3 protein-coding genes and 2 tRNA genes are annotated in these 3,597 nt (G+C 55.8%); 1 reads left to right on the top strand and 4 read right to left on the bottom strand.

The genetic code is table 11. The features are described from left to right. Positions 1 to 308 precede the first annotated feature (308 nt). Complete coding sequence (gene fabI / locus PROAA_RS12280; RefSeq protein ID WP_186411621.1) at positions 309 to 1,106, top strand: enoyl-ACP reductase FabI; 798 nt, start codon at positions 309 to 311, stop codon at positions 1,104 to 1,106. 5 nt (positions 1,107 to 1,111) lie between these two features. On the opposite strand, the gene PROAA_RS12275 is transcribed toward fabI, so the two are convergent. The 4 genes from PROAA_RS12275 to PROAA_RS12260 form a co-directional block, all read right to left on the bottom strand. Then, the gene (locus tag PROAA_RS12275; RefSeq protein WP_186411620.1) at positions 1,112 to 3,016 is read right to left on the bottom strand and encodes a SurA N-terminal domain-containing protein; all 1,905 of its coding nucleotides are present in this window, start codon (positions 3,014 to 3,016) and stop codon (positions 1,112 to 1,114) included. A gap of 64 nt (positions 3,017 to 3,080) precedes the next feature. Next, positions 3,081 to 3,157, bottom strand: a tRNA-Asp gene (locus tag PROAA_RS12270). A gap of 68 nt (positions 3,158 to 3,225) precedes the next feature. Beyond that, a tRNA-Val gene (locus tag PROAA_RS12265) sits at positions 3,226 to 3,301 on the bottom strand. Between the two features lie 13 nt (positions 3,302 to 3,314). Further along, positions 3,315 to 3,587: an HU family DNA-binding protein gene (locus PROAA_RS12260; RefSeq protein ID WP_186411619.1), complete on the bottom strand. Its 273-nt coding sequence runs from the start codon at positions 3,585 to 3,587 to the stop codon at positions 3,315 to 3,317. Positions 3,588 to 3,597 lie beyond the last annotated feature (10 nt).

Here is a 3,597-nt window from a genome sequence, read left to right as displayed (position 1 = left end):
GAACGCCGCATAGTAGATGTTCTTGCCACGTTCGCCGAGCGGATACGGATCGTTCTGTTCGCTGATGCAAGCAGCCAGCAGCAAAAATACAGAAAGGCAGGCAAGGCGGAAAACAAGCATGATGCGAAGTGTAACCTGTGTGCGGCTTTCGCAGACGCGGTAAAATCCACAATGATTGTAGGGGCTGATTGCCGGTCAGAAAACGGTCATTGGCGGTTGGGCAATATCACCTGCGAAATCACCTATAATGCCGGCTCAGGCTGGCTTTGGCTGCCTGGGTACAACAACATTGAGTCATGGGAGAACACATGGGATTCCTCGCTGGAAAGCGCATTCTCATCACCGGCCTGCTGTCGAAGCACTCGCTCGCCTACGGGATCGCCAAAGCCTGCCATCGCGAAGGTGCGCAATTGGCCTTTACCTATCAGAACGAACGTTTCTTGGACCGAATCAACAAGTTTTCGGCAGAGTTCGGCAGCACCCTGGTTTTCCAGTGCGACGTCTCCGACGACGCACAGATCGATAAGGTCTTCGCCGACCTGGCCACACACTGGGAAGGACTCGACGGCCTGCTGCATTCGATTGCCTACGCCCCGACCGAAGCCATCGAGGGCGACTTCCTTGACGGCATCACGCGTGAAGCATTCCGTATCGCTCACGATGTGTCAGCCTACAGCTACCCGGCCCTGGTCAAGGCTGCGCGGCCCTTGCTGCTGAAGGGCAACAAGGCGGCTGTGCTCGCGCTGTCCTACCTGGGCGCCGAGCGCACCATGCCGAACTACAACACCATGGGGCTGGCCAAAGCCAGTCTGGAAGCGGCAACACGCTATCTGGCCTTCTGTCTCGGACCACAGGGCATTCGCGCCAACGCCATTTCAGCGGGTCCGATCAAGACGCTCGCTGCGTCGGGTATCGGCAATTTCGGCAAGCTCCTGGCCTACAATTCGCACAATGCCCCGCTGCGCCGAAACGTCACCATCGACGAAGTGGGCAACGCCGCCGCTTTCATGCTCTCCGATCTGGCGAGTGCCATTACCGGCGAAATCATGTATGTCGATGGCGGCCTGAACACCACCGCACTCGGCAACGCCGACCCGCTCCCTTAGGGATTTTACTGACGCTCTCTCGGTTCAAGAGCCGCCTTGTTGATACTGATCTCGTAGCGCGCGCGCAGTCCGGCAAGATAGGCAGATAGTTCCTCCTGCGCAACAAGCGATGTGAATTCTCCCCGGAGGCTTTGGCGGACCGCCACGTCGATCTTATCCGGCTGGCTGACCTTGACGATCTTGAAGAGCATGTAACTATCGGCGACCCACGCGCCCACGTAGCTTGGCAGCTTCTGGACATCGGCTTTGAAGAGGGCCTGCAGGGTGCCGGGCGTGAATTCACTTCTTTTCCCGCGTGACGCACTCTTGACCGGCGTCCATGCCAGCTTGTCGTCGGCTCCCTTCTTCAACTCGGCCAGTCTGGTCTCACCGGAATTCCGGGCCATCGCGGCGGCTTCCCGGGATCTGAGAAGCTTTTCGATATCGGCTTTGACGCTGTCGAAAGGCTTGCTCGATTCCGGAATATGTTCACGCACACGCGCAGCCAGCAAGGTGTTTGACGAAATTTCCACGACTTCGGTATTCCGCTTGTTCTTCACGACATCGTCCGAAAAAAGTGCAGCCAGTATCTTCGGGTTCGCCAAGACTCCGAGCGCTGTTGCGGCTTTCGGGTCAAGGTTCCTGGGCACCCAGCCGGACTGCTGGATTTCGAGTCTGAACTTTTCAGCCGCTGGCTGCAGGCTGTCCGATTGCTCGTAGACCGTGTTGTTGAAGGCTTCGGCCGCTTCGGCAAATTTTCGCGAAGCCGCCTGAAGCTGCAACTCGCCCTCGATTTCGGGGTACACCTCGCTCAATGTTCGCAAGGTGCCCGGCTTGATGTCCGTCAGCCTGATGATGTGAAAGCCAAATTCGGACTGCACCAGATCGGAAATTTCGCCTACCTTTTGCTTGAAAACGCTATCTTCAAAGGCCTTGACCATCATGCCGCGGCCAAAAAATCCAAGATCCCCGCCTTTCTGCGCGGAACCGGGGTCCTGCGAATGCTGTTTGGCCAACTCGGCAAATTTTTCCGGCGATTTCCGGATTTCCTTCAGCACCTCTTCTGCCTTGGCCTTCGCTTTTTCCTTGTCGGAATCGCCATCCGTCGTTATGAGGATATGGCTCGCACGACGCTCTTCAGCCCGCTGATAGCGATCCTTGTGCCCCTCGTACCAGGCCTTCACTTCACCTTCATCCACCTTTACCTGCGGCAACATCGCATCAAGAGACAGGACAACATACTCGGCCTTGATCTGTTCCGGCACCTGAAACTGAGTCGGGTTTTCTTCGTAGTACTTCTTCACTTCAGCGGCATCGATCTTTACCTTGTCGGCAAACTGTTCAGGCGAAATCCGGAATTCGCTGAACTGACGCTCTTCGGATTGCAGTCTTACCAAAGCATCTAGCTGATAATCGGACACAAAAGCCGTGTCTACGACAGCTCCGATCAATTGCTGAAGCGTGATGTCCTGGCGCACCCTGGCTTCGAACTGAGGCTCCGACATGCCCTGAGCGCGCAACACAGACGCATAACGCTCCATCGAAAACTGCCCATTGTCCTGCAACGCCGGGATCTTGCTGATGACTTCACGCAACGCGTTATCGCTTGTCTGCAGGCGACTCTTGTCGGCCTCAAGCAGTAACAGACGTCGGTCAATCAAGGAATCGAGAACGCTCATTCTCGCTTCTGGGGTGTTCATCATTTCCGGCTTGAAGCTTGCGCCAAGTTGCTGACGCAATTGATCCTGGCGCTCACGCAAGGCCTGCTCAAACTGGGGGATGGTGATCTTCGTATCGCCAACGCTGGCCAGGTCACTCCCTGCACCGGAGTTCCTGACATAGGAATCCACGCCAAAAAATGCGAAAGGCAAGGTGATCAGCGCAAGAAAGATTTGAACAATCTTCTTGTTGTTGCGTACCGAGTCGAACATGGTGGTTGCCCGCGAATTAAAAGATCAAAACAAAAAAGGCGAACTCTCGTTCGCCTTCCGGTAGTGGCGGAGTGGACGGGACTCGAACCCGCGACCCCCGGCGTGACAGGCCGGTATTCTAACCAACTGAACTACCACTCCAGAGCAATTCACAGCAAACAAAAAGTACAAAACACAGTACCGAATACCCCAGAATCCGTAGTTCTTCCTGGTGGGTGCTGACGGGCTCGAACCGCCGACATCCAGCTTGTAAGGCTAGCGCTCTACCAACTGAGCTAAGCACCCAACGGTGCGTCGCTCAGTTTACAGCATCCTTGAGGCCTTTGCCAGCGCGGAACTTCGGCACTTTGGCCGACTTGATCTTGATTGATTCACCCGTTCGTGGATTGCGACCAGTCCGGGCAGCGCGCTTGCCAATATAAAACGTTCCGAATCCAACCAGAGTTACCATGCCGCCCTTCTTCAGCGATGTCTTAACCGCAGCAATCGTTGCATCGAGCGCGCGGCCTGCAGCCGCTTTGGACAGATCGGCAGACTTGGCGATTTGATCAATCATTTCAGATTTGTTCACGATGACCCCT

Source organism: Candidatus Propionivibrio aalborgensis, assembly GCF_900089945.1.
In the GTDB taxonomy this organism is placed as follows: domain Bacteria; phylum Pseudomonadota; class Gammaproteobacteria; order Burkholderiales; family Rhodocyclaceae; genus Propionivibrio; species Propionivibrio aalborgensis.
This window is presented reverse-complemented; position numbering and strand designations above follow the sequence as displayed.